General features: G+C 74.6%; 20 protein-coding genes. 13 read left to right on the top strand and 7 right to left on the bottom strand.

Annotation, left to right across the window (positions count from 1 at the left end):
- Positions 1-46 precede the first annotated feature (46 nt).
- Together H9624_RS02080 and H9624_RS02075 are read right to left on the bottom strand one after the other, a co-directional pair.
- Positions 47-973, bottom strand: a complete 927-nt coding sequence (locus tag H9624_RS02080; RefSeq protein ID WP_251838250.1) for a quinone oxidoreductase family protein — start codon at positions 971-973, stop codon at positions 47-49.
- A 44-nt stretch (positions 974-1,017) separates the two neighbouring features.
- Positions 1,018-1,815 (bottom strand): SDR family NAD(P)-dependent oxidoreductase, encoded by a 798-nt coding sequence (locus H9624_RS02075; RefSeq protein ID WP_251838249.1) that lies wholly within the window; start codon positions 1,813-1,815, stop codon positions 1,018-1,020.
- 137 nt (positions 1,816-1,952) lie between these two features.
- Here H9624_RS02075 and H9624_RS02070 point away from each other — a divergent pair, with 137 nt between their 5' ends.
- The 3 genes from H9624_RS02070 (at position 1,953) to H9624_RS02060 (ending at position 4,831) form a co-directional block, all read left to right on the top strand.
- The gene (locus H9624_RS02070) at positions 1,953-3,464 is read left to right on the top strand and encodes an SIR2 family protein (protein WP_251838248.1); all 1,512 of its coding nucleotides are present in this window, start codon (positions 1,953-1,955) and stop codon (positions 3,462-3,464) included.
- A gap of 64 nt (positions 3,465-3,528) precedes the next feature.
- Positions 3,529-3,894 carry an STAS domain-containing protein gene (locus H9624_RS02065; RefSeq protein WP_251838247.1) on the top strand — a complete coding sequence of 122 codons (366 nt, stop codon included), beginning with the start codon at positions 3,529-3,531 and terminating at the stop codon, positions 3,892-3,894.
- Between the two features lie 52 nt (positions 3,895-3,946).
- A complete protein-coding gene (locus H9624_RS02060; RefSeq protein ID WP_251838246.1) occupies positions 3,947-4,831 on the top strand; it encodes an oxygenase MpaB family protein in 885 nt (294 codons plus the stop codon).
- On the opposite strand, the gene H9624_RS02055 is transcribed toward H9624_RS02060, so the two are convergent.
- Positions 4,818-5,021 carry a DUF3072 domain-containing protein gene (locus H9624_RS02055; protein ID WP_251838245.1) on the bottom strand — a complete coding sequence of 68 codons (204 nt, stop codon included), beginning with the start codon at positions 5,019-5,021 and terminating at the stop codon, positions 4,818-4,820. The two genes, H9624_RS02060 and H9624_RS02055, sit on opposite strands and share 14 nt — an antisense overlap.
- A gap of 41 nt (positions 5,022-5,062) precedes the next feature.
- The gene (locus H9624_RS02050) at positions 5,063-5,638 is read right to left on the bottom strand and encodes a CueP family metal-binding protein (RefSeq protein ID WP_251838244.1); all 576 of its coding nucleotides are present in this window, start codon (positions 5,636-5,638) and stop codon (positions 5,063-5,065) included.
- Positions 5,639-5,708: 70 nt separating this feature from the next.
- On the opposite strand from H9624_RS02050, the gene H9624_RS02045 reads away from it, so the two are divergent.
- The gene (locus H9624_RS02045; RefSeq protein ID WP_251838243.1) at positions 5,709-6,704 is read left to right on the top strand and encodes an asparaginase; all 996 of its coding nucleotides are present in this window, start codon (positions 5,709-5,711) and stop codon (positions 6,702-6,704) included.
- On the opposite strand, the gene H9624_RS02040 is transcribed toward H9624_RS02045, so the two are convergent.
- Positions 6,705-8,594: a penicillin-binding transpeptidase domain-containing protein gene (locus H9624_RS02040; RefSeq protein ID WP_251838242.1), complete on the bottom strand. Its 1,890-nt coding sequence runs from the start codon at positions 8,592-8,594 to the stop codon at positions 6,705-6,707.
- An 80-nt stretch (positions 8,595-8,674) separates the two neighbouring features.
- Between H9624_RS02040 and H9624_RS02035 the strand changes: the two genes are divergently transcribed.
- The 4 genes from H9624_RS02035 to H9624_RS02020 all read left to right on the top strand — a co-directional run bounded on the left by H9624_RS02035 (position 8,675) and on the right by H9624_RS02020 (position 11,422).
- The gene (locus H9624_RS02035) at positions 8,675-9,637 is read left to right on the top strand and encodes a TIGR03885 family FMN-dependent LLM class oxidoreductase (protein WP_251838241.1); all 963 of its coding nucleotides are present in this window, start codon (positions 8,675-8,677) and stop codon (positions 9,635-9,637) included.
- A 48-nt stretch (positions 9,638-9,685) separates the two neighbouring features.
- Positions 9,686-10,393: an alpha/beta fold hydrolase gene (locus H9624_RS02030; RefSeq protein WP_251838240.1), complete on the top strand. Its 708-nt coding sequence runs from the start codon at positions 9,686-9,688 to the stop codon at positions 10,391-10,393.
- A gap of 193 nt (positions 10,394-10,586) precedes the next feature.
- A complete protein-coding gene (locus H9624_RS02025; protein WP_286010657.1) occupies positions 10,587-10,949 on the top strand; it encodes an ArsR/SmtB family transcription factor in 363 nt (120 codons plus the stop codon).
- Positions 10,946-11,422 carry an SRPBCC domain-containing protein gene (locus H9624_RS02020; RefSeq protein WP_251838239.1) on the top strand — a complete coding sequence of 159 codons (477 nt, stop codon included), beginning with the start codon at positions 10,946-10,948 and terminating at the stop codon, positions 11,420-11,422. Before H9624_RS02025 ends, H9624_RS02020 begins: the two co-directional genes overlap by 4 nt.
- A gap of 145 nt (positions 11,423-11,567) precedes the next feature.
- Here H9624_RS02020 and H9624_RS02015 read toward each other — a convergent pair whose 3' ends face one another.
- Positions 11,568-12,068, bottom strand: coding sequence for a class I SAM-dependent methyltransferase (locus tag H9624_RS02015; protein WP_251838238.1), 501 nt, complete (start codon positions 12,066-12,068; stop codon positions 11,568-11,570).
- A 264-nt stretch (positions 12,069-12,332) separates the two neighbouring features.
- Here H9624_RS02015 and H9624_RS02010 point away from each other — a divergent pair, with 264 nt between their 5' ends.
- From H9624_RS02010 to H9624_RS01990, 5 genes are all read left to right on the top strand, one after another.
- Complete coding sequence (locus tag H9624_RS02010) at positions 12,333-12,887, top strand: M15 family metallopeptidase (RefSeq protein ID WP_251838237.1); 555 nt, start codon at positions 12,333-12,335, stop codon at positions 12,885-12,887.
- A gap of 64 nt (positions 12,888-12,951) precedes the next feature.
- On the top strand, positions 12,952-13,218 hold the full coding sequence (locus H9624_RS02005) for a hypothetical protein (RefSeq protein ID WP_251838236.1): 267 nt from the start codon (positions 12,952-12,954) through the stop codon (positions 13,216-13,218).
- Between the two features lie 45 nt (positions 13,219-13,263).
- A complete protein-coding gene (locus H9624_RS02000) occupies positions 13,264-14,937 on the top strand; it encodes an alpha-amylase family protein (RefSeq protein WP_251838235.1) in 1,674 nt (557 codons plus the stop codon).
- Between the two features lie 85 nt (positions 14,938-15,022).
- A complete protein-coding gene (locus H9624_RS01995; protein WP_251838234.1) occupies positions 15,023-15,271 on the top strand; it encodes a hypothetical protein in 249 nt (82 codons plus the stop codon).
- Positions 15,268-17,151 carry an NHL domain-containing thioredoxin family protein gene (locus H9624_RS01990; RefSeq protein ID WP_251838233.1) on the top strand — a complete coding sequence of 628 codons (1,884 nt, stop codon included), beginning with the start codon at positions 15,268-15,270 and terminating at the stop codon, positions 17,149-17,151. The genes H9624_RS01995 and H9624_RS01990 overlap by 4 nt, the downstream gene beginning before the upstream one ends.
- A gap of 125 nt (positions 17,152-17,276) precedes the next feature.
- On the opposite strand, the gene H9624_RS16795 is transcribed toward H9624_RS01990, so the two are convergent.
- Positions 17,277-17,900 (bottom strand): class F sortase, encoded by a 624-nt coding sequence (locus tag H9624_RS16795; protein ID WP_251838232.1) that lies wholly within the window; start codon positions 17,898-17,900, stop codon positions 17,277-17,279.
- Positions 17,901-18,232: the final 332 nt, after the last annotated feature.

The raw sequence follows: 18,232 nt of genomic DNA, 5'->3' as shown, positions 1-18,232 counted from the left end.
GCCAGCCGCCGCCGACGTCCCGCGCGCCGTGCCCCTCGGGCCGCCGTCAGAAGGTCAGCACCAGCCGCCCACGCGTGCCGCCCGCCTCAAGCTGTCGGTGGGCCTCGGCGGCCTCCTCGGCGGGGAAGGTCCGGGCGACGCGCAGCGACAGCACCTCGTGCGCGGCGAGGTCGACGAGCTCGGCCAGCCCCTCGGCGTCGTGCACGTAGTCGGCCGGGGTGATGGCGTAGACGTCGATGCCGCGCTCGGGCTCCCCGTCGAAGGCGCGCACGCACGCGACGACCCCGCCGTCCCGCACCGCGGGCAGCACGGCGGCGCCCATGACGGCGGCGTCGAGCAGCGCGTCCACGCCGCCGGGCTCGTGCTCGAGCACCGCCTGGGGGAACCCTTCCCCGCGCGGCAGGACGAGGTCGGCGCCGAAGGACTCGACGAGGGCCCGGTCCTCCTCCTTGGCGTCCGCGACGACCCGCAGGCCGGCGTGCTTGGCCAGCTCGATCGCGTACCCGCCGACCGCACCCGCGGCCCCGGTCACCGCGATCGTGCCGGCCCGCGGCACCCGCATGCGCCGCAGGGCGTGGCGGGCGGTGAGCGCGTTGAGCGGGAGAGAGGACGCGGCGACGAGGTCGACGTCGTCGGGCAGGCGGGCGACGCCGTCGGCGGGGACGACGACGAGCTCGGCGTAGGCACCGCCCCGCGGGGTGCGCGGGTCGATGATCGCGACCACGCGGTCACCCGGGGACAGCTCGACCCCCTCCCCGACGGCGTCGACGACGCCGGCCGCGTCCATGCCGGGCACCCACGGTGGCTCGAGGCCGTCGGGGCCTCCCCGCTCGCGCAGCACGGTGTCGGTGGGGTTGACGGCGGCCGCGACGACGGCGATCCGCAGCTCGCCGGGCCCGGGCTGGGGAAGGGGCAGGTCGAGGACCTCCAGCTGCTCAGGTCCGCCGGGCGTGGTGACTCCGATGACTCGCATCTGCTCACGCTAGGACGACGGCGGTGCCCCCGCCCGCCCGGGGCTCAGTCGCCGTCCTCGAGCGGCTTGGTGAGCCGGGCCTGGGTGGCCGCCTTGGTCCGCTCGGGCAACGGCTTGGTGGCGCGGGACATGAGCGTGTTGCGCACGGTGGCGCCGACGACGGCGTCGTCCTTGCCCTCGAGCATCGCGGCGATCCCGTCACGGGCGACCTCGACGGGGTCGTCCTTGCTGTCGCTCCGCCCCACCCGCGTGTCCTCCATGCCGGCACGTGCGAAGAACTCGGTGTCGGTGGGGCCGGGCATCATCGTCGTGAGGGTGACGCCGGTGTCCTTCAGCTCGTACCTCACGGACTGCGCGAAGTTGAGGAGGAAGGCCTTGGAGGCGCTGTAGGTGGCGTAGTAGGGCCCCGGCATCATGCTCGTCACCGAGCCGGTGAGCAGGACGCGCCCGCGTCCGGCGGCGACCATGCGGGGAAGGAGGCGCTTGGCGAGGTGGACGTTGGCGCTGATGTTGAGGCCGATGAGGGCGAGGTCGTCGTCGAGGGACGTCTCGACGAAGTCCCCGCCGACGGCGACGCCCGCGTTGAGGACGAGGGCATCGACGTCGCGGTCCCCCACGGCGTCGAGGAGGTCCTCCACGCCGTCGTAGGTGGACAGGTCCGCCTGGACGGGCTCGACGGTGAGTCCCGCGGACTCGGGCAGGACGGTGTGGATCTCGGCGTCGTCGGCGCAGACGACGAGGTCGTAGCCCTGCTCGGCCAGCAGGATGGCGACCTCGCGGCCGATCCCGCTCGAGGCGCCGGTGACGACGGCGAGGGGGTGGTCGGAGTGGGTACCTGACATGGGTCCTCCCGGGGACTGGTGGGTGCGGCCCACGGTAGGCGCGGCGGAGACCGGACGCGCGGCGGCCACGGCTGTCCACAGCGTTGTCCACCAGTTGTGCATGAGCGCGTCAGGGCCGCTCCGGGTAGCGTCGGCGCATGGGGCACGTCTTCGTCGTCCAGGGCCGGATCGGGCACCTGGACTGCGACGCGGTCGTCGTGCCCACCGACCGGGCCTTCGTCGTCGAGGAGCACTGGCACCACGCGCTCGGCGTGGGCGCGGAGGAGGTCGGCGGGCTCGAGCCGGAGGGCTGGGCCGAGAAGGGCGTCGGCCGCGGCCGCTCGCGCGGGCTCCGTCAGCCGGCGTGGTTCGTCGACGTCGTGCGCGGGGAGGGTGACACGAGCAGCGAGCTGCGCGCCGTCATGGACCGGCTGCGCGGCGCGCTGGAGGACGTCGCTGCCGCGGGTCTGGCACCCGGTGCCGGCCGGGCGAAGCTGCTCGTCGCGCTGCCCACGCTCGGCACCGGCGGTGGCGGCTTCGCGGACGTCACGGGCGCCGTCGTCGACGCCCAGCTCGCCACCTGCCAGGAGGCCGTGGCGGGGCACGACCTCGACGTCGTCATCGTCGCCGCCACGCCGTCCGACTACACCGCCTTCCAGGCCGCGCGCCTGGTCCGCGGGCTGGAGCCGGACGTCTCGCCGGAGGCGGCCGACGCTGCCCGCGGTCTGGCCGAGCGCGCGCGCCGCGGGGAGCTCGCGCTCTTCGTCGGTGCCGGCGTGAGCATGGCGGCGGGCCTGCCGTCGTGGGAGGCGCTCATCGCGACCATCGCCGAGCAGTCCGGCGTCGACCTCGACGACGTCCCCTCCCCTCTCGACCGGGCCGAGCTGCTGCGCCGCGAGCTCGGTGCGGACTTCGGTGCCGCCGTCGCCCGCGAGACCTCCAGCGTGGACCGCTACGCGATCACCCACAGCCTGCTCGCCGCGCTGGGCTGCCGGGAGATCGTCACGACGAACTACGACGCGCTCTACGAGAGCGCCGCCCGTGACGTCGAGGGCACCGACGCCGTGCCGGCCCTGCCCTACGGACAGCCGGTGAGCGGGAGCCCGTGGGTCCTCAAGATGCACGGCGACGTCGGAGACCCCGCTGGGATCGTCCTCACCCGCAGCGACTTCGTCCGGTACGACTCCCGGTCACGGCCGCTCGGCTCGGTGGTCCAGGCGCTCATGCTCACCCGGCACCTGCTCGTCGTGGGCGCCTCGCTCACCGACGACAACTTCCTGCGCCTGGCCCACGAGGTCGTCGACTTCCAGGAGCAGGGGCCGCACGGCGAGGAGCCGCGCGTACCGCTGGGCACGGTCCTCGACCGCCGGCACGCGGGCGGCAAGGCCCGCCTGTGGGCGGGCGTCTTCGACTACGTCGCCGCCTCGGAACGCGAGCGGCCCGAGGAGCAGTCCCGCGACCTCGCGGTGGTCCTCGACCTCCTCGCCGCCCACGCCGCCGGGAACCACCACCTCCTCGACCCGCGCTACGCCGACCTCCTCGTCTCCGTGGAGGAGCGCGCCGCGGCAGCCGCGGCACGCGAGCTGCACGCGCGCGTCGTCTCCCTCGGCGCCCCGTGGGAGACCCTCGCCCAGGCGCTCGCCCTCCTCGGCGGCGACCGGTCCACCTGACAAACAGGTGGCAAACCGTTCCGGTGCGGGCCACGCCGTGCCATGATCACCCCACGATCACGGCGTGGGGGACGTCATGGAGCGAACAGGACCGGCGAACCACCAGGGCTGGGTGCGCCTGCGGCGCAGCGACGGCCTGGTCCGGCTCGAGCTGGGCGGCGAGGTCGACGCCCTCATGGAGCAGGCCCTGGAGCACGCCGTGACCGAGGCCCGGACCGGAGACCTCCCGGTGGAGGTCGACACCCGGTCCGTCACCTTCATGGACTCCCTCGCGCTGACGAGCCTCGCCCGCCTCGCGGTCGGGCACCACACCGCCGTCTTCGTCGACCCGCCCGACCTCGTCCGCTTCCTCCTCGACGTCACCCGCCTCGGTGAGGTCGTCCAGATCCGCGAGACCGGCACCGGCGCGGACGCCACCGCGAGCACCTGAGCCTGCACCCGCCCGGTGCGCACCGCCGTCGGGGATCACGCAGACTGGGGAGGTGACGCCCGTACACGCCGCCCGCAGGCGGCTCAGTGACCTCCTGCTGGCCCGAGTCGCGGGACCGGACGCGCACGACGCGCGCCACCGGATCCACGGTGAGCCCGGCGAGCGCTGGTTCGGCCCGCAGGACCCCGTCCAGCGGGTCCACGGTGACGCGTCGATGTACGTCGGCGGGCTGCGCGCCCTGCTCCTGCAGTCGCTGCACCCGCTGGCCATGGCCGCCGTCGCGCAGCACTCCGACTACCGCAACGACCCGTGGGGGCGGCTGGCCCGCACGAGCACCTTCATCGCCGAGACGACCTACGCGAAGGTGGAGGACGCGGAGCGGGCGATCGCGATCGTCCGCGCCGTCCACCGGCACATCTCCGGCACGACGACGGACGGCGTCCCCTACCGGGCCGACGACCCCCACCTCATCACGTGGGTGCACATCGCCGAGGTCGACAGCTTCCTCACCGCCCACCAGCGCTTCGGCACCCGGCCGCTGACGGCGGCGGAGACGGACACCTACGTCGCGCAGGCGGCGGGCGTCGCCCGGCGGCTCGGCGGGGAGGCGGTGCCGACGACGCACGCCGAGCTCCGTGCCGCCCTCGAGCACTACCGGTCCGAGCTGCGCTCGACACCCGAGGCGCTGGAGGCGGCCCAGTTCCTCCTCCACCGCCCCCCGGTCACCGGCCCGGCGCGGGCCGGCTACGCCCTCATCGGACGGGCGGCGGTCGCGACCCTGCCGCGCTGGGCGCGCGAGCCGCTGCGCCTGCCCGACCACCCGCGCCGCGACGCGACCCTCGGCGCCGCCGCCGGGCACGCGGCCACGCGCAGCCTGCGCTGGGTGCTCGGCGGGCTGGAGGCGGCGCCGGAGCCGGAGCCCGTCAGTCCCCGCTGACGCGGTCGCTGCCCTGCTGCAGCTCGTCGATGAGGCTGGACGCCTGGGCCTTCGTGAGGTTCTCGGGGACCTCGCGCCCGGCCTCGCGGGCCAGGGTGCTGAGGTAGCTGAGCTGGGCGCCGGTGGCGGGCTCCTCGCCGGTGGTCCAGTCCTCGGGGTCCTTGATGGTGTCGCTGGGCTGATCGCTCATGCGCTCACGCTAGGACGGCGCCGCGTGACCGGCGAGCGGAGTCAGACGAGCCGCAGCGTGGTGAGGCAGGTCGGGTCCTCCTCGCCGGTGGCGACGGGGACCTGGCCGGTCCGGCCGTCGTGGGTGACCTCGAGGACGCCCTCGACGTCGCGCGGGAGCCAGAAGCCGGCGAAGCCGTTGGCGAAGGTCGTCGTCGTCTCCTCGAGCAGCACCTCGCCGTCCGTCGTCGTGAAGGTGACCTCGATGTCCGCCTCGGTGAGCTCGCCCTGGCACGTCGTCAAGGAGTGGAAGAAGCACTCGTGGCTGCTGTCCACGTAGGGCGCGACGGACAGGTAGAACTCGTCCTCGGGCAGCGCGACGGCGAGCTCCTCGGTGCCGTCGGACACGATGAGCTCCTCGGGGCGGACGGAGGCCGTGAGGTCGGTGGGCCGCTCGGCGCCGTCGAGCCGGTCGAGGTGGTCGACGATCTCCTTGCCGCTCATGCCGTCCAGGCCGTGCTCGGCGAGGAGCGGCGCGGGTCCGGGCGCGGCCGCGGTGTCCTCCGCGGCCTCGGAGCAGGCGGTGAGGACGAGGAGCAGGGTGGCGGCGGCAGCGGCCACGCGTGAGGTTCGTGCCATATGTCCAGTGTCGGGCAGTGGGGCGGGCGGCGTCACGGGTCCAAGGTCCCGCGGGTGGCATCCTGGCGGGATGCAGCCGATCCTTGCCGTGGCCGCGATGGGTGGGACCATCGCGATGACCGCCCCCGCGCCCGGGGCCGCCGCCCAGCCCCGCCTCGACGCCGTCGCCCTCGTCCGCGGCGTCCCCGAGCTCGCCGACCTCGCCGCCGTGCTCGTGACGTCCGTGTGCACCAAGCCCTCCGCCTCCGTCGAGGTCGGCGACGTCCTCGAGGCCCTCACGTGGGCGCGCGCACAGGTGGACGACGGCGCGCGCGGCGTCGTCGTCACCCACGGCACCGACACGCTCGAGGAGACGGCCTACCTCCTCGACCTCCTGTGGGACCGGCCCGAGCCGCTCGTCGTCACCGGCGCGATGCGCCAGGCCGACCTCACCGGCACCGACGCGCCGGCCAACCTCCTCGCCGCCGCCCGGGTCGCGCTGGCCGCCGAGGCGCGCGGGCGGGGCGTGCTCGTCGTCCTCAACGACGAGATCCACCTCGCCGCCCGGGTGACGAAGGAGAGCTCGACGGCGCTCGACACCTTCGTCTCACCGGGCTTCGGACCCGTGGGCCGGGTCCAGGAGCGCCACGCCCGCTTCGCCTCGCCGGCCGCCGCGCGGCCCGCCCCGCTGCCCCCGCCGGAGGCCGGACCGGTCGACGTCGCCCTCGTCGAGGCGCCCCTCGCCGACGACGGCAGGGTCGTCCGTGCCCTCCTCGCCGCGGGCTTCCGCGCCCTCGTCGTGGACGGCAGCGGGCTCGGGCACGTCTCGGCGGCCACCTCGCAGGTGCTCGCGGGAGCGGTGGCCGACGGCGTCGTCGTCGTGGTCTCCTCCCGCACCTCCCGCGGGGGCACGGGCCGGGCCACCTACGGGTACATCGGCTCCGAGGCGCAGCTCATCGAGGCGGGGGTGCTCATGGCCGGCGAGCTCTCCGGGCGCAAGGCGCGGCTGCTCCTCCACGTCCTCCTCCACGCCGGGTACGCCGGCGAGGACCTCGCGGTCGCGCTGGAGGAACGCTCGCGGGTGTGATCAGTCGGCCAGCGCGGTGAGGAGCTCCTCGAGGATCGGCCCGGCGGTCTGCGCACCGGAGACGCCGGTCTCGACGAGGACGGCGACGGCGAGGTCGCCCTGGGCGGCGATCATCCACGTGTGCGTCTCGTGCGCGCCGTCGTCGTCGGGGTTGCCGTACTCCGCGGTGCCGGTCTTCGCGAGGACGGGCTCGCCGGGGACGTCGTCGAGGGCGATGCCGGAGCCCTCGGTGACGACGCCGCGCATGAGCTCGCGCAGCTGCGCGGCCTCCTCCTCGGTGAGCGGCTCGGCGGGCTCGGCGGCCTCCGGAGTGGTGTCGGCGACGAGCTGCGGGAGGACGGCGTGGCCGGCCTGGACCGACGCGGCGACCGTCGCCATCGCGAGGGGGCTGGCGAGCACGCGCCCCTGCCCGATGAGGGAGGCGGCCCGCTCCGTCTCGCTCTCCGGCGCGGGGACCTGACCGAGGTAGGCGGGGAAGCCGAGGTCGCGCTCGACACCGATGCCCAGCGCCTCCGCGGCCGCGGCGAGGTCACCGTCCTCGAGGAGGTCGCGCTGGTCCATGAGGGCGGTGTTGCACGAGTGCGCGAGGGCGGTGCGGAAGGGCACCTCGCCGAGCGCGGAGGCGGGGTAGTCGTCGTAGTTGGTGAACTCGCGGCCGTCGACCGTGAGGCTCTCCGAGCAGGTGACGGCGTCGTCGGGCGCGAGTCCGGCGCGCAGCAGCGCGAGGGAGGTGACGACCTTGAAGGTGGAGCCGGGCGCGTACTGGCCGACGGTCGCGGCGTTGAGGCCCTCGTTGCCCGGGCCGTTCGCCGCGGCGAGCACCTCGCCGGTGGAGGGACGCAGCGCGACGATCGCGCTCGCGGAGCCCTCGGTGTCCTCGCTGGAGTAGAGGACCTCCTCGGCGGCCTGCTGGACGTCGACGTCCAGGGTGAGGCGCAGGTCCTCCGGCTCGGCGCCCTGCCCCTCGAAGAGGGTGCGGCGCGCGTCGGCGGCGTCGACGGCGGCCACCTCGATGTCGGGGGTGCCGCGCAGCTGGTCCTCGAAGGCGGACTGGAGGCCGGACAGGCCCACCTCGTCACCGGCGCGGACGCGGCCCTCGGAGGCCTCGACGACCTCCGCCGTCGCCGGCCCGACCCTCCCGAGGAGCTCGCGGGCGAACTCGCGGGTGGGGGCCAGCGGGATGGCGTCCTCGACGACGCGGGCACCGGGGATGTCGGCGAAGTCCTCGTCGACGTCCTCGGCGTCCTCCGGGCGCAGGACGATCGCCTCGACGAACGCCCGCGGTCCCATCGCCTCGGCGCGCTCGCGGAAGGCGGCGGGGTCGATCCCGAGCGCCTCGGCCACCTCCTCGGCGCGCTCCCCCACCTCGTCGGCCTCGACGAGGGTCTTGTCCAGGCCGTAGCGGCCGACGGGACGGTCGGTGACGATGACCTCGTCGTCGGCACCGAGGACGTCGGCGCGCTCGGGCAGGGTGCGGCTGACCTCGAGGCGCTCCCCCTCGGCGAGGCCGGGGGCGAGGACGTCGGGCTGCCAGGTGACCGCCCAGCCGGCGTCGTCCTCCTGCTCAACGAGCTCCGCCGTCGTCGTGTAGGCCCACTCGTGGTCCTCGATCGTCCACGACCACGCGAGGTCGACGCTCGCGCCGCCGTCGTCCTCAGCGCGCGTCACCTCCTGGGCCTCCACCACGACCTCGTACTCCGCGAGCGGCTCGACGAGCTCGGCGAAGGACTCGGCGGCCGCCGGGTCGGTGAGGGTCACGCCGTCGAGGCTCTGCCCGGCCAGTGCGGAGGCGAGGGCGGAGGCGGCGTCGTCCAGGCCGTCGTCCTCGGGGCCCGAGCAGGCGGTGAGGAGAAGCGCGAGGACACAGACGGGGGCGAGGCGGCGGATCACCCGGGCGAGTATTGCCGGGGGCACCCACGAGGGGCAAGGCTCCGGGTGCCGGACGACGCACCGCACGTTAGACAGGGCGTATGCCTCGCTACGGATTTCACGCCTCGCACGAGCAGATCGCCCCCTCCCAGCTCCTCCGCGACGTCCAGCAGGCCGAACGGGCCGGCTTCGACATGGCGATGTGCTCCGACCACTTCGCCCCGTGGTCCGCGCGGCAGGGCCACTCCGGGTTCACCTGGTCGTGGCTCGGCGCCGCCCTCGCGACGACGACCCTGCGCCTGGGAACGGTCAACGCCCCCGGACAGCGCTACCACCCGGCGATCGTCGCGCAGGCCTCGGCCACGCTCGCCGAGATGTTCCCCGGCCGTTTCTGGGTGGCGCTGGGCAGCGGGCAGAACATGAACGAGCACATCACGGGCGCCAAGTGGATCGGCAAGGACCTGCGCCAGGAGCGGCTCGAGGAGTGCGTCGAGGTCATCCGCCGTCTCCACGCCGGTGAGGAGGTCACCTTCCGGGGCCGGCACGTGACGGTGGAGCGCGCCCGCCTCTACGACGTGCCGCAGGAGGCGCCGGCGCTCATGGGCCCGGCCCTGTCCCCCGGCACCGCCGCGCGCGCCGCCCGCTGGGCCGACGGCCTCATCACGATCAACACCGAGATCGAGTCGATGCGCGAGATCGTCGGCGCCTACCGGGAGGCGGGTGGGAACGGCACGCTGGCCCTCCAGGTGCACGTCTCCATCGCCCCCACGCTGAGCGAGGCACGCGACATCGCCCGCGACCAGTGGCAGAACAACACCTTCCCCGAGCCGATCGCCCACGACACCGCCACGCCCGAGGACTTCGACCGGATCGGGAGGTACGTGCCCGACGACGTCATCGCCGGGGCCGTCGTCGTCACCGACTCCGTGGCCGGGCTGGTGGAGCAGCTGCGCGAGTACGAGGAGCTCGGCTTCGACGAGGTGTACCTCCACCACGTCGGCCAGGACCAGGCGCCCTTCCTCGAGCTCGCCGAGCGGGAGCTGCTGCCGGCCCTGCGCGCCTGAGGACACGCCGCCCGACGACTTTCGGGTCCCCGGCCCGTCTGTCTCTCCATGGCTACCTTCATGCTGCTGCCCGGGGCCGGCGGCTCCGGCTGGATCTGGCACCTCGTCGCCCGTGAGCTCGAGGCCCGCGGCCACCGCGCCGCCCCCGTCGACCTCCCCGCCGGCGACGACGACGCCGGGCTGCGTGAGTACGTCGACGCCGTCGTCGGTGCGGTGCCGGCCGGGGCGCAGGACCTCGCCGTCGTCGCGCTGTCGATGGGGGCGCTCACCGCGCCGCTCGTCTGCGAGCGCCTCCCGGTCCGCCTCCTCGTCCTGCACAACGCCATGGTCCCGACGCCGGGTGAGACCGGCGGGGACTGGTGGCAGGTGACGGGGCAGCACGAGGCGATGGTCGAGCACGCGCGGGGCATCGGGCTCAGCGAGGCGGACCTCGAGGACGAGGCGGTGCTCTACGGCCACGACGTGCCGCCCGAGCTCTTCGCCGAGGAGGGCGAGCGGGACAGCGAGCAGTCCGGCAGGCCCTTCGCCGACCCGTGGCCGCTCACCCGGTGGCCCGACGTCCCCACCCGCGTCATCACCGGGCGCGACGACCGGCTCTTCCCCCGCGACTTCCAGCACCGCCTCGCCCGCGAGCGCCTCGGGACCGTCCCCGACGACGTCGACGGCGGCCACCTCGCCGCCCTCAGCCACCCGGAGCAGGTGGCCGCGCTGCTCGACCGCTACGCGGCGGAGGTCCTCGGCGCGCAGGCCGGCTGACCCACGGCCGGCCGGCCGCCTCCCTCCGCTCACGCCCTCCCCGCCGCCGGTCCCTCCGCTCCCGGAGGCCCCTTCTCCTAGGGCCTCCTTCTCCGCACCCTGCTCCCGTGGGTCCACCGTGCGCCTCGTCGACCGGGCGCACGGTGGAACAAGCGGGCGCACAGTCGGGCCGAGGGTCTTGTTAGGTGACCGTTTGGTCACCTATGCTCGCCGTGTGGACGAGGACCTCGTGTTCAAGGCACTGGCGGACCCTGTCCGCCGGCTGCTCCTGGACGCCCTCTTCGAGCGCGACGGACGTGCGCTCGGGGAGCTCGAGGCCGTCGTCGCCGAGCACGTCGAGATGACGCGGTTCGGCGTCGCCAAGCACCTGCGCCTCCTCGAGGCGGCAGGCCTGGTGACCACCCGCAAGGTCGGCCGGGTCAAGGAGCACTACCTCAACCCGGTGCCGGTCCAGCAGATCCACCGCCGCTGGATCGGCAAGTACACCGACAGGGCGCGCACCGCCGACGCCCTCATCGATCTCAAGGAACGACTCGAGGACAAGGACCCGTCATGAGCACCGCCGTCATCCACACCATCTACATCAACGCTCCGGCCCAGCGGATCTGGGACGCCATCACCACCTCCGAGGGCACGACCCAGTGGGGCTACGGCGGCGACGTCGAGATCGACCCCCGCCCCGGCGGCACCTACCGCAACCTCTCCACCCCGGACATGGTCGCCTTCGGCATGGGACCGGTGGCCGTCGAGGGCGAGGTCGTCGAGATCGACCCGCCCCGGCTCCTCGTGCTGTCCTGGAGCCCCACGTGGCGGCCCGGGGCGCCGGCCACCCGCCTCACCTGGGAGCTGACGGAGTACCCCAACGGCCAGACCAAGGTCGTGCTCACCCACGACGTGAGCGCCGCGCCCGACCAGGCCGAGGAGCTCAACGGCGGCGGCGACCCGCAGGGCGGCGGCGGTGGCTGGCCGTGGTCGCTGTCCGGGCTCAAGACCTTCGTCGAGACCGGGCGGTCGATGGACGCGGTCTGAGCCGGTCTGCTCCCACTGTGCGCCTCCCGGGTCCACGGTGCGGGTGGCAGACCACCCGCACCGTGGACCAGCGGGCGCACGGTGCCCGCGGAGCCGGCGCGGCGGGCGGGGAGAAACCACGCGCCGCGCCGGGCGAGGAGCAGGCTCACGCCGGGGTCGCGGAGACGGCGACGACTGCCCCCCGTTCGACCACCGCCGTCGTGGTCCAGCCCGCACCCTGCAGGGCCGTCTCCATCCCCGCGCGCACCCGGGGGTTCGGTGCGGGCGGCGCGACGACGAGGTGCAGCACTCCCCCGCGCCGCAGCACACGGCGCAGCGTCGCGAGCTCGGGCGTGGCGGTGCCGGTCCAGAAGAGGTTGACGTCGACGGCGAAGGCGGCGTCCACGCTCCCGTCCGGAAGGTCGAGCCCGCCCGCAGCCGTTCTCAGGAGGGTCACCCGACCGCTCCGCACCGGCTCCGCGAGCCGCTGCGCGGCGCGGGTGAGCGCCGTCGCCGAGCGGTCGACGCCGACGAGCCGGGCCGTCGGCAGCCGCTCTACCAGCAGCGCCAGCGCCGCCCCGTTCCCGCAGCCGAGCTCGAGCACGACGGCCGGCCGCCCCGCCGCGACCAGGGCTGCCGCGCACTCGTGACGGTCCGCCGTCGTCATCCACCCATGGTGCACCGACCACCCCGGCTCCGGGCTCCAGCCAGTCAGACTCGTGGCGGAGAGGCGGGCGGCGCGTCCACGACCGGACCGCCCCTCGACCCCACGTGTTCAGTGAGTGCGCTGCTGAGCCCGGCCCGGCTCCCCGCGGCTCCGTCCGCCGGTAGCCGGGTGGACGCGGGGGTCCACCCCCGGTCTGACCCGGCGCCGTGACGATCCGTCGCCGGGTCGACGCGGCGAGGCGGCCGGTCCGGCCAGGCTCGTGGTGTGAGCACACCACAGCACCCCGCCGAGACCCACCGCCGGCTGCTCGTCCTCGTCGTCGTCGCAGCGGTCGTCGTCGTCATCGCCGCGGTGCTCGGTCGCCCGGGCCCGCTGGGCGCCGTCGCCCAGGAGCCGCTGGACCGGGCGCCGGCCGCCGTCCCCACGGGCGAGCAGCCCGAGCTCGCCGGGCTCGACCCGGTCCTCACGGCCCGCTTCCTGCGTGCGCAGGCCGCGGCCGCCGAGGACGGCTACCCGCTGCGCGTCACCTCCGGGGCCCGCACGGCGCAGGAGCAGCAGCGGCTGCTCGACGAGGCCGTCGAGGAGCACGGCTCCCCCGAGGCCGCCCGCCGGTGGGTGCTGCCGCCCGAGCAGTCCGCGCACGTCCAGGGCACCGCGATCGACGTCGGTCCGGCCGAGTCCCGCAGCTGGCTGGCACAGCACGGGGGCGAGTTCGGCCTGTGCCTCGTCTACGAGAACGAGCCGTGGCACGTCGAGGCGCTCGTCGAGCCCGGCGGCACCTGCCCGGCGCTCGTGCCCGACGCCTCCGCCGTCGGCTGACCGTTCCGGCCCGCGGGTCGCGGCGCGCCGCTACGGTGGCTGGCGACCCGACGGAAGGCACGACATGTCACTGCCCGGCCCGCCCGACGCCGGAACCACGCGCCTGCGCCTCGCGGCGGCTGCCGGCGCTCTCCTGCTCGTCGTCGGGGTGTGGGGCACGTTCGTCCGCGAGACGCCCAGCTTCGGGTGGGCCTCCTCCGCGCCGCTCGTCTCCGGAGGACCGCGGACGGTCGTTCTCGACACCCCCGGCATGCTGTTCCTCGCCGCGCTCCTCGCCGGCGTCGCCCTCCTCGCGGGGGCGGCCGGCTACCTCGCGGCTCGCCGGGCGTAGCCCGCCCCGGATGCCCCGGCGCTCCCCCACCGGTACACAGGGCGCATGACCCGCATCACCGAGACCTCCGACCAGTGGTGGAAGACCGCCGTCATCTACTGCCTCGACGTCGAGACCTTCTTCGACTCCGACGGTGACGGCGTGGGGGACGTCGCCGGCCTCGTCGACCGGATCGGCTACCTCGACCAGCTCGGCGTCACGTGCCTGTGGCTCATGCCCTTCTACCCCACGCCGGACCGTGACGACGGCTACGACGTCACCGACTTCTACGCCGTCGACCCGCGGCTGGGCAGCCTGGGCGACGTCGTCGAGCTCGTCCGCACCGCCAAGGACCGCGGCATGCGCGTCATCGTCGACCTCCTCATCAACCACACCTCCGACCAGCACCCCTGGTTCAAGGCCGCCCGCCGGTCGAAGGACAACCCGTACCGGGACTACTACGTGTGGCGCGCCGACACCCCGCCGGACACCTCCGACATGGCCGTCTTCCCCGACCAGGAGGAGGGCATCTGGACCCTCGACGAGAAGACCGAGGAGTGGTACCTCCACCACTTCTACTCCCACCAGCCCGACCTCAACGTCGCCAACCCCAAGGTGCGCGACGAGATCATGAAGGTCGTCGGCTTCTGGCTCGAGCTGGGCATCGACGGCTTCCGGGTCGACGCCGTGCCCTTCTTCCTCGAGGACATCGGCATGACCGGCCAGGACGCCGACGCGATGGCCCACCCGCACGACCACCTCAAGGACATCCGCGCCTTCCTCTCGCGCCGCCGGGGCGACGCGGTCCTGCTCGGGGAGGTCAACGTGCCCCACGAGGAGCAGGTGACGTACTTCGGCGACGGCCACCAGCTCCACATGATGTTCGACTTCATCACGATGCAGAAGCTCTACCTCTCCCTCGCCCGGGGCGACGCCGGGCCGCTCACCGAGGCGCTGCTGACCCGCCCGGAGATCCCCGAGGACTGCCAGTGGGCCACCTTCGTGCGCAACCACGACGAGCTCACCCTCGACAAGCTCTCCGAGGAGGAGCGTGCGGAGGTCTTCGCCGCCTTCGGGCCGGAGGAGGAGATGCAGATCTACGGGCGCGGTCTCAAGCGGCGGGTACCGCCGATGATGGACGGCGACCCGCGGCGCATCCGCCTCGTCTACTCCCTGCTGTTCTCCCTGCCCGGCACGCCGTCGCTCTTCTACGGCGAGGAGATCGGCATGGGTGAGGACCTCGCCGCCGACGGCCGCATGGCGGTCCGCACCCCCATGCAGTGGTCACCGGAGCCGAACGGCGCCTTCTCCACCGCCGCGCCCGCCAAGCTCGTGGCCCGCCCGGTGCCGGACGGCTACGGCCCCCAGTTCGTCAACGCGTGGGACCAGATGCGCGACCCGGACTCGCTGTGGAGCTTCGTGCGCCAGCTCGTCCAGACCTACCGCTCCCACCCCGAGCTCGGCCGCGGCACCTTCCACGTCCTCGACCAGCCCCACCCGGAGGTCCTCGCCCACTGCGTCGCGTGGGACGGGCGGATGGTCGTGGCCGTCCACAACCTCGGCGGGGCTGCACGCACCGTCCCGCTGCGGGTCGACGCCCCGGCCGGGTCCACCCTCGAGAGCCTGCTCAGCGACGAACGCCTCGTCCTGGACGACGACGGCGCGGCCGAGCTGGCCCTCGACGGGTACGGCTACCGCTGGTTCCACGTCCACCACGCCGGCGGCCTCCGGCTGCCCTAGGGTCCGACCACGGGTGGACCCGGGACCACCGAGATCAGCCGCGAGGCCGACGCGGGCGGGTACCCCGCCCGGCGAGGATCGTCTCGTGAGCACAGACCGGTCCCGCAGCCCGCTGCCCGAGCTCGCCGGCGCCATCGTCGTCGGCGTCGCGCTCGTGGTCCTGACCCTCCTCGTCCTCGTCGCCATGCACGTCCTCACCGGCCGGCTCCTCACCGGCAGCGACGCGCAGGGTCAGCCGGAAGGTGCAGCCGCCGAGCTCCGTGTCCCATCCCACGAGATGACCGGTGTCCTCGTGCCCGGGGGCGCAGCCGCCCCGGGGACAATGGAGGCATGACCTCCGCCCGTACCCAGCCCCGTGTCCGCGCCTCCGAGCTCGTCGGCCGCGGCTGGCTCAACACCGGGGGCCGCGAGCTCTCGCTGGCAGACCTGCGCGGCAAGATCGTCCTCCTCGACTTCTGGACCTTCTGCTGCATCAACTGTCTGCACGTCATCGACGAGCTGCGCGAGCTCGAGGAGAGGTACCACGACGTCCTCGTGACGATCGGCGTCCACTCCCCCAAGTTCGTTCACGAGGCCGACCCGGACGCGCTCGTCGCCGCCGTCGAGCGCTACGACGTCGCCCACCCCGTCCTCGACGACCCCGAGCTCGTCACGTGGAAGGCCTACACCGCCCGCGCGTGGCCCACGCTCGTCCTCATCGACCCCGAGGGCTACATCGTCGGGCACATGGCCGGTGAGGGGCACACCCCGAACATCGCCGCGGCGATCGAGCAGCTCGTCGCCGAGCACGAGGCGAAGGGCACCCTGCACCGCGGCTCCGGCCCCTACGTGCCGCCCGAGCCGACCGCCGGCCTGCTCAAGTTCCCCGCCAAGGCGATCACCCTGCCGAGCGGCAACCTCCTCGTCGCCGACGCCGGCCACCACCGCCTCGTCGAGCTCGAGCCCGACGGCGAGACGCTCGTGCGCGCCATCGGCTCCGGCTCCCGCGGGCGCACCGACGGCCCGGCCGACGTCGCCGAGCTCAACGAGCCCAACGGGCTGTGCCTCCTGCCTGGTGAGGTCGCCGAGCAGGTGGGCTACGACGTCGTCGTCGCCGACACCGTCAACCACCTCCTGCGCGGCGTGCGGCTGTCCGACGGGCACGTGACGACGCTGGCCGGCACCGGCGCGCAGTTCATGGTCGGCGCCCCGGACAACGTCGAGCCCGGTGAGGAGCCCGCGACCGAGGACTACGGCCCCGCGCGCCGGATCCGGCTCTCCTCGCCGTGGGACGTCACGTGGTCCGCGGAGGCGGGGGCCGTCGTCGTCGCCATGGCGGGGCACCACACGCTGTGGACCTTCGACCCGCTCGCCGGCTTCGTCGCGCGGCTGGGCGGCACGATGAACGAGGGCCTGGTCGACGGCGAGCTGCGCCAGGCCTGGTTCGCCCAGCCCTCCGGGCTGTCGGTCGGCGCGGACGGCCGCATCTGGCTCGCCGACTCCGAGACCTCCGCCCTGCGCTACGTCGACGTGCCCGCCGGGGCCGTGCGCACCGCCGTCGGGCAGGGGCTCTTCGACTTCGGCCACCGCGACGGTCCCGCCGCCGACGCGCTGCTCCAGCACCCGCTCGGCGTCGCCGCCCTCCCGGGCGGACAGGTCGCCGTCGCCGACACGTACAACGGCGCCGTGCGCCTCTACGACCCCGCGACCGGGCAGGTGAGCACCGTGGCCACCGGCCTGCGCGAACCGTCGGGGCTTCTCGTGGACGACGACGGCGCGCACCTCGTCGTCGTCGAGTCCGCCGCCCACCGGCTCACCCGCGTGCCGCTGCCCGAGGGCGCGGCCGAGCTGCACGACGGCGGCGCGCACCGCACCCACCGGCCCGCCACCGAGGTGGCGCCGAGCTTCACGCTGCGCGTCGTCTTCACCCCGCCCGCCGGGAAGAAGCTCGACAACCGCTTCGGCCCCTCGACACAGCTGTCCGTCTCCGCCGACTCCCTCGTGGCCGGTGGCGGGACGGGCACCGACCTCGAGCGGCAGGTGACGCTCAGCCTCGGGTCCCTCGACGGGCGCGACGAGCAGACCGTCCTGTCGGTGACCGCCAAGGCCGCCTCCTGCGACGACGACCCGGCCATCGAGTTCCCCGCCTGCCACCTCGCCGCGCAGGACTGGGGCATCCCGGTGCGCGTGGTCGAGGGCGGCCCGGAGGAGCTCGTTCTCAACCTCCACGGCTGAGTCGGCGAGCTCCGCCGGGAGCGTGCCGCAAACGCGACGGCGGGAGCCCGCGGCGACACCTGTCACGGCGTGTCGCCCGGTGTGTCGCCGCCCCGCCGGAGCGGTTGTGGCACGCCCGTGTCGGCTCAGGCGACCGGCTCGGCGACGACGACGATGTTCTCGGAGTACCGCCCCGTCGCCGCGTCGTAGGTCCCGCCGCAGGTGACGAGCACGAGGCGGTGCGCACCGTCCGTGGTGAAGAGCGACGGGTCCAGACTCTCCTGCGGCGTCGTGCTGCGCTCGACCACCCGGTACTCGTGGGCGCCGCCGCGGCTGTCCTCGAGGGACACGACGTCCCCGGACGCGACGTCGAGCAGGGCGCTCATGGCCCCGTCGCGGCGCAGGCCGTCCATGTGGCCGGCGAGCACCACCGTGCCCTCGCCCTGGCCGGGCACGGCCCCGGCGGCCCACCACCCCACCCGGGAGGGGTCCTCGGGCAGCTGCAGCTCACCGGACGGCAGCACGCCCACCGCCACGACCTCCGCCGCGACGCCGGCGAGCGTCACCGCGGCGGGCGGGACCGGCGTCGGCGCATGGGCGACAGCGGAGACCGCGCCCGGCACCGCCCACGCCAGGCCGGCCACGTCAGGCACGGTGACCGACGACGACACGGGTACCTCCGCGGTCGTCGACCCGAAGTCCTCCGCCCGGACCACGGGCTCCTGAACGAGCAGCTGGACCCCGCCGAGGACGAGACCTACGCCGGCCACCGCGGCCAGCGCGACCGCGCCCAGCGGGACGGTGCGCTGCGTTGCGGCCCCGTGCCGCGGGGTGCCACGTCGCGCGGGAGCGGCGCGCCGACGCGCGCCGGCCAGTGTGGAAGCCGCGCGCCGACGGCCGCCGGTCTGAACGGGGGCCGCGCGCCGACGAGCGCCGGTCTGGGCGGGAGCCGCACGCCGACGTGCAGGGCCCCGCGGGGCCGCCACGTGCCGCGGGGCAACGCGCTCCGCCCGTTCTTCTTCCGGTGCGGGTGCCTCGCGTCGTGGGGTCGCGCGGCCAGCTGAAGCTTCGCGCGGTGGGCGCGCCTCGCGTCGTGCGGCAG

This window comes from Oceanitalea stevensii, assembly GCF_014837105.1.
Taxonomy (GTDB): Bacteria; Actinomycetota; Actinomycetes; order Actinomycetales; family Actinomycetaceae; genus Oceanitalea; species Oceanitalea stevensii.
This window is presented reverse-complemented; position numbering and strand designations above follow the sequence as displayed.